Origin of the sequence: Streptomyces azureus, assembly GCF_001270025.1 — a bacterium.
Taxonomy (GTDB): domain Bacteria; phylum Actinomycetota; class Actinomycetes; order Streptomycetales; family Streptomycetaceae; genus Streptomyces; species Streptomyces azureus.
Map to the genome: position 1 here is coordinate 1 of NZ_DF968207.1, position 6,922 is coordinate 6,922.

Annotated in this window: 5 protein-coding genes; 4 read left to right on the forward strand and 1 reads right to left on the reverse strand. The window is 72.8% G+C overall.

The genetic code is table 11. The features are described 5' to 3' along the window. The 3 genes from AOQ53_RS04585 to AOQ53_RS04595 all read left to right on the forward strand — a co-directional run. On the forward strand, nt 1-301 hold a 301-nt coding region (locus AOQ53_RS04585), incomplete at its 5' end, for an MGH1-like glycoside hydrolase domain-containing protein (RefSeq protein ID WP_408055136.1). Next, the gene (locus AOQ53_RS04590; protein ID WP_059415191.1) at nt 298-2,235 is read left to right on the forward strand and encodes an amylo-alpha-1,6-glucosidase; all 1,938 of its coding nucleotides are present in this window, start codon (nt 298-300) and stop codon (nt 2,233-2,235) included. The genes AOQ53_RS04585 and AOQ53_RS04590, both read left to right, overlap by 4 nt. Nucleotides 2,236-2,400: 165 nt before the next feature. Continuing rightward, complete coding sequence (locus AOQ53_RS04595; RefSeq protein WP_078945147.1) at nt 2,401-4,197, forward strand: sulfatase-like hydrolase/transferase; 1,797 nt, start codon at nt 2,401-2,403, stop codon at nt 4,195-4,197. On the opposite strand, the gene dusB is transcribed toward AOQ53_RS04595, so the two are convergent. Next, nucleotides 4,198-5,331, reverse strand: a complete 1,134-nt coding sequence (gene dusB / locus AOQ53_RS04600; protein ID WP_059415193.1) for a tRNA dihydrouridine synthase DusB — start codon at nt 5,329-5,331, stop codon at nt 4,198-4,200. 77 nt (nt 5,332-5,408) lie between these two features. Here dusB and AOQ53_RS04605 point away from each other — a divergent pair, with 77 nt between their 5' ends. Next, the gene (locus tag AOQ53_RS04605; protein WP_059415194.1) at nt 5,409-6,860 is read left to right on the forward strand and encodes an MFS transporter; all 1,452 of its coding nucleotides are present in this window, start codon (nt 5,409-5,411) and stop codon (nt 6,858-6,860) included. Nucleotides 6,861-6,922 lie beyond the last annotated feature (62 nt).

Genomic DNA, 6,922 nt, shown 5'->3' on the forward strand with positions numbered 1-6,922 from the left:
CGGCGACGCCTTCGACCCGCACCGCTACTGGCGCGGCCCGGCCTGGTTCAACACCAACTGGCTGCTGGAGCGCGGGCTGCGGCTGCACGGCGAACGCGGCCGGGCCGACGCCCTGCGCAAGGGGATCCTGCACACCGCGGGCGCCTCCGACTTCGCGGAGTACGTGGACCCGTACACCGGACAGGCCTGCGGCGCCACCGGCTTCGGCTGGACCGCCGCGCTCACGCTCGACCTGCTGCACGACCGGCCCGCATGGGACAGGAACGGCGTCACGGCGATCAAGGGAGAGAACCGGGGATGACGGAGCGGCATCATCTGCTCGTGCACGGCGGGACGTTCGCCGCCGTCGGCGACCGCGGCGACATCAGCGGCTACCGGGGCGGCAGCGCCCCGGACGGAATGTTCGTACAGGACGCGAGGCACCTGAGCCGGTGGCAGCTCACCGTCGACGGGGCCGTGCCCGACACGCTGACGCCGGTGGCCGACGGGGACACCGCGCGCTGCGTCCTCGTGCCCCGCGGCGGCCGCAACGAGCCGCCCGCGTACACGCTCTTCCGCGAGCAGGCCGTCGGGGACGCCTCGTTCGTCGAGTCCCTGCGGGTCACCAGCAACCGCCCGGCGCCGACGACGGTCCGCCTGGCGGTCACCGCCGACGCCGACTTCACCGACCAGTTCGAGCTGCGCTCCGACCACCGCACCTACACGAAGGCCGGCGCCGTCCGCTCCCGGCAGGTCCTCGGGCACGGCGTGGAGTTCACCTACCGGCGCGGCGAGTGGCGGTCCGTCACGACCGTGACGGCCGAGCCCCAGCCGGACGCCGTGGAGGAGACCGGCACCGGCGCCCGCCGCCTGGTGTGGACCCTGGACCTCGAACCGCACGGCACGGCCGAGCTGGTCCTGCGAGTGATGGCCCGCCCGCACGGCGACAAGCGCGCCCTGCGCGTGCCCCGCTCCCCCGCCGCCCTCCAGGAGCGACTCCTCGCCCGGGAGGGCCGGTTCATGGAGGGCGTGGCCTTCCCGGCCGGCTGGCCGGAGCTGTCCGCGGCCTGCGCCCGGGGCCTCGCCGACCTGGCCGCGCTCCAGGTCCCGGCGACCGGCCCGGACGGCGAGGAACTGCGCGTCCCGGCCGCCGGCGCCCCCTGGTTCCTGACCCTGCTGGGCCGGGACGCCCTGCTGACCTCGCTGTTCGCCCTGCCCTACCGGCCGCGGCTGGCCGCCGCCACACTGCCCGCACTCGCCGCGACCCAGGCCGCGGACACCGGTGTCAGCGAGGTCGCCCAGCCCGGCAAGATCGTGCACGAGGTGCGGCACGGCGAACTGGCGCACTTCGGCCAGGTCCCCTACGCCCGGTACTACGGCTCGGTCGACGCCACGCCCCTGTTCCTCGTCCTGCTCGGGGCGTACACCGAGCAGACCGGTGACACCGGCCTGGCCCGCCGTCTGGAGCGGCACGCCCGCGCGGCGGTCGGCTGGATGCTCGACCACGGCGGCCTGACCTCGCGCGGCTACCTCGTCTACCGCGCCGACCAGGGCGGCCTCGCCAACCAGAACTGGAAGGACTCCCCCGGCGCCATCTGCTCCGCCGAGGGCACCCGCCCGGGCGGCCCGGTGACGGCCGCGGGCGCCCAGGGATACGCGTACGACGCGCTGCGCCGCACGGCGTGGCTGGCGCGCACGGTGTGGCAGGACGGGACGTACGCGGACCTGCTGGAGCAGGCGGCCGGTGATCTGCGCGACCGATTCCAGCGGGACTTCTGGATGCCGGAGCGCTCCTTCCCCGCACTGGCGCTCGACGGCCGGGGCCGGCGGGTCGACGCGCTCGCCTCCGACGCCGGGCATCTGCTGTGGTCGGGCCTGCTGGACAAGGAGTACGGCGAACAGGTCGGCCGCCGCCTGCTGGAGCCGGACTTCTTCTCCGGCTGGGGCGTACGCACCCTGGCCGCCGGCCAGCCCGCCTACCACCCGCTCTCCTACCACCGCGGCTCGGTCTGGCCGCACGACAACGCGCTGATCGCTCTCGGCCTGGCCCGCTACGGGCTGCACGACGAGGCCCGCGCGATCGCCCGCGGCCTGGTCGACGCGGCGAGCGCGACCGGCCACCGGCTGCCGGAGGTCCTCGCGGGCTACGGCCGCGACACCCACCCCGAGCCGGTGCCGTACCCGCACGCGTGCGTGCGTGAATCCCGGTCTGCGTCTGCCCCGTTGGCACTGCTCACGGCGGTCGGCGGCGCCTGAAGGCCCCCTTCCGGGCCGGTTGGCCGGGCGTTTGCCGAGAGTTTGCCGAGGGCTGGCCCGGTGGGCTGAACACACCTGCCGGACGCCTCGTACGGAACTGCGGCGGACCCGTACCCCCACGCGGGTCCGCCACCTCACCGCGTTCCGCACGGGAAGGACCTCCGGGTGCCTGTCTTCACACGCTTCAGCCGGTCGCCGCAGCCGGGCATCCCAGGGGCCGAGGCCGAGACGGAGCGTGACGAGAGGGAAGAGGCCGTCCCGGCGGAGGTGGAGACTCCCGCCCCTCGATCCCGCCTTGCCCACCTCCGCACCTGGCGCGCCCGTCACCCCCGGGCCGCCCGCGCCCTCCACCAGACCACCACCGTCCTCGCCGCCGTCCTGGTCCTCGGGGCCCTGCTCCTGCCCAACACCCTCCCGGCCGTCGAGCCGGACCGTTTCGCGCGGATCCCGGCTGAGGCGGTCATCGGGGCCGTCGTCATGCTCGTGCTGCCGCGCCGGCCCCGGCTGGTGGCGGCGGTGCTGTACGGGCTCGGGCTCACCGCGCTGACCACGGTGAACCTGCTCGACATGGGGTTCAACGAGTACCTGGGCCGGGGCTTCAACGCCGCGCTCGACTGGGACCTGCTGCCCGACGCGCAGGGTTACGTCGAGGACACCCTGGGCGGGGGCGTCGCGACCGCCGCGGCCGTCGGCGCGGTCGTGCTCGTCCTGCTCGTGGCGGCCGTCATGGTCGCGGCGACGATCCGGCTCGCCGACGTGCTGTCCCGCCATCGGGTCCGGGCGACCAAGGGCGCCCTGCTCGCCGGCACCGTCTGGGTCACCTGCGCCGCCCTGGGCCTGACGCTCTTCGGGGGCCCGATCGCCTCCGAGCGCGGGGCCGGGGCCCTCCGGGTGCACGCGCAGCGGACCGTGCAGTCGCTGCGGGACGAGGCGGCGTTCGCGCGGGAGGCGAAGGCGGACACCTTCGGCAACACCCCACCCGACCAGCTGCTGCCGGACCTGCGGGGCAAGGACGTGATCTTCACGTTCATCGAGAGCTACGGCCGGAGCGCCCTCGAGGACCCGATCATGGCACCCGGCGTCGACCGGACCCTCGGCACGAGCACCGAGGCCCTGGCGAAGGCCGGTTTCCACGCCCGCAGCGGCTGGCTGACCTCGGCGACCTTCGGCGGCAGCAGCTGGCTCGGCCACTCCACGACCATGTCCGGCCTGTGGATCGACAACCAGCGCCGCTACCGCACGGTCACCGCGGGCGACCACCTCACCCTCACCAAGGCGTTCCAGAAGACCGGCGCGTGGGACACGGTGGGCGTCATGCCGGGCGTGCAGAAGGGCTGGCCGGAGGAGAAGTGGTACGGCCTCGACAAGCTCTACGACGCCTTCGACCTGGGCTACCGGGGCCCGAAGTTCAGCTGGTCGACGATGCCCGACCAGTACGCGCTGGAGGCGTTCCAGCGCCAGGTGCACGGAAGGAAGCGCGACAAGCCGCTGATGTCGTTCGTCATCCTGACCTCCAGCCACCAGCCCTGGGCGCCCCTTCCGAAGATGGTCGGCTGGGACGAACTCGGCGACGGCTCGGTCTTCGGCGCCGTCCAGAAGGCGGGCAAGGAGGCGTCGGACGTCATCACCGACACCACCAGGTCCCGGCAGGAGTACGGCAAGTCCATCCAGTACTCGGTCACCAGCCTCACCCAGTGGCTGGAGCGCTACGGCACCGACGACACCGTCCTGGTCTTCCTCGGCGACCACCAGCCCATGGCCCGGGTCAGCGGCAACCGCGCCGGCCGGGACGTGCCGGTGTCGATCGTCGCGAAGGACCCGAAGGTCCTCGACAAGGTCGCCGACTGGAACTGGACGGAAGGCCTCAAGCCGGACCGCGACGCCCCCGTCTGGAAGATGAGCGCGTTCCGCGACCGCTTCCTCAAGGCGTACGGCTCCACACCGCACGCCTCGGGAGGCTGATCAGCCGCCGGAGGTGTCCAGCTCCGCGTCCTCGCCGATGCCCGCGCAGTCGTACGGGTCCTTCAGCCAGCCGTCCGGCAGCACCACGCGGTTGTTGCCGGACGTACGGCCCCGCGGTCCGTCGGCGCCGGCGGGCCAGGGCTGGTCGAGGTCCAGCTCGTCCAGGCCCGAGCGCAGCTCCTGGAGCGACGAGGTGATCGCGAGCCGCTTGCGCATCTCGGAGCCGACCGCGAAGCCCTTGAGATACCAGGCGACGTGCTTGCGGAAGTCGATCACGCCCCGGGACTCGTCGCCGATCCACTCTCCGAGCAGGGTGGCGTGCCGGACCATGACGTCGGCGACCTCCCGGAGAGCGGGCCGTGCGATGTCCTGGGGGCGCCCCTCGAAAGCCGCTACGAGGTCGGAGAACAGCCAGGGCCGCCCCAGGCACCCGCGCCCGACCACCACACCGTCGCAGCCGGTCTCGCGCACCATCCGCAGGGCGTCCTCGGCCGACCAGATGTCGCCGTTGCCGAGCACGGGGATCTCCGGCACGTGCTCCTTCAGCCGGGCGATGGCGTCCCAGTCGGCGGTGCCGCCGTAGTGCTGGGCGGCGGTGCGGCCGTGCAGCGCGATGGCGGTGACGCCCTCCTCGACGGCGATCCGGCCGGCGTCGAGGTAGGTGATGTGGTCGTCGTCGATGCCCTTGCGCATCTTCATCGTCACGGGCAGGTCGCCGGCGCCGCTGACGGCCTCGCGCAGGATGGCCCGCAGCAGGTTCCGCTTGTACGGGAGCGCGGACCCGCCGCCCTTCCGGGTCACCTTGGGCACCGGGCAGCCGAAGTTGAGGTCGATGTGGTCGGCGAGGTCCTCCTCCGCGATCATGCGGACGGCCTTGCCGACGGTCGCCGGGTCCACGCCGTACAGCTGGATCGACCGGGGGCGCTCACTCGCGTCGAAGTGAATGAGCTGCATGGTCTTCTCGTTGCGCTCGACCAGCGCCCGCGTGGTGATCATCTCGCTCACGAACAGGCCCTTGCCACCACTGAATTCCCTGCACAGCGTGCGGAAGGGCGCGTTGGTGATCCCGGCCATGGGGGCCAGGACGACGGGGGGCCGGACGGCGTGCGGACCGATCTGGAGGGGCGTGGACATGCCTCCATTGTGCCGTGCAATGGGAAGGAAAAATTCATTAGTTAGCAACACTATCGAACTCGGCTACGATGGTCCGCATGCCCGAGCTCAGTCACCGCCGCCGCATGCTGGTGCTCGCGATCTGCTGCATGAGCCTGCTGATCGTGAGCCTCGACAACACGGTCCTGAACGTGGCCCTCCCGTCCATGCAGCGGGACCTGCACGCGAGCACGTCCGGCCTCCAGTGGACGATCGACGCCTACACCCTGGTCCTGGCCTCGCTGCTGATGCTCGCGGGCTCCACCGCCGACCGGATCGGCCGCAAGCGCGTCTTCATGGCGGGCCTGGTCGTCTTCACCCTGGGCTCGGTGCTGTGCTCGCTCGCCCCGAACCTTCAGGCGCTGATCGCGTTCCGGATGGTGCAGGCGGTGGGCGGCTCGATGCTGAACCCGGTCGCCATGTCGATCATCACCAACACCTTCACCGACCCGCGCGAGCGGGCCAGGGCGATCGGCGCCTGGGGCGCGGTCGTCGGCATCTCGATGGCCGCCGGCCCGCTGGTCGGAGGCCTCCTGGTCGAGTCGGTCGGCTGGCGCTCGATCTTCTGGATCAACCTGCCGGTGGGCCTGGCGGCACTGCTGCTCACCCTGCGCTTCGTCCCCGAGTCCCGCGCCGGCAAGACCCGCCGCCCCGACCCGGTCGGCCAGCTCCTGGTGATCGCCCTGTTCGGCTCCCTGACGTACGCGATCATCGAGGCGCCGAGCACGCCGCTCGCGTCGGCAGCCCCACTGGCCGTGGTCGCCCTGGCCGCGCTCGCCGGCCTGCTGTGGTACGAGCCGCGCCGGGCGGAACCCCTGATCGATCTGCGCTTCTTCCGCTCGGCACCGTTCAGCGGGGCCACGGTCATCGCCGTCAGCGCGTTCGCGGCACTCGGCGGTTTCCTGTTCCTGTCCACGCTGTACCTCCAGAACGTACGCGGCCTGACCGCCCTGGAGGCGGGCCTGTGGATGCTGCCGATGGCGGCCCCGACCTTCCTGTGCGCCCCGCTCTCCGGCCGCCTGGTCGGCAGCCGGGGCCCGCGTCTGCCCCTGCTGATCGCGGGCTGCGCGATGACGGCGAGCGGCGTCCTCTTCGCGGTGTTCGACGCCGGGACCTCGAACACCACCCTCCTCGCCGGGTACGTCCTCTTCGGCATCGGCTTCGGCTTCGTCAACGCGCCGATCACCAACGCGGCGGTCTCCGGCATGCCGCGCGCCCAGGCGGGCGTCGCCGCGGCCGTCGCCTCCACGAGCCGCCAGCTCGGCCAGACGCTCGGCGTGGCGGTGGTGGGCGCGGTGCTCGCCGCCGGCGTGGGCGCGTCCTCGTACCGCGAGATGTTCGTGTCGGCAGCCCAGCCGGGCTGGTGGATCATCGCGGCGTGCGGTTTGGCGGTGCTGGCGTTGGGGGCGGTGACGAGCGGGCGGTGGGCTCGGGGGACTGCCGAACGGACGGCTGAGAGAATGGAGTCGGCGGAGGCGCGGGATGCGGTGGTGGCAGCGGAGCGTGCCTAGTAGTGCTTGGTCAGGTCGGTTGTGGTGGTGCGTGTCCTTCCGGCCCGGTGTGGCGTTGAGGG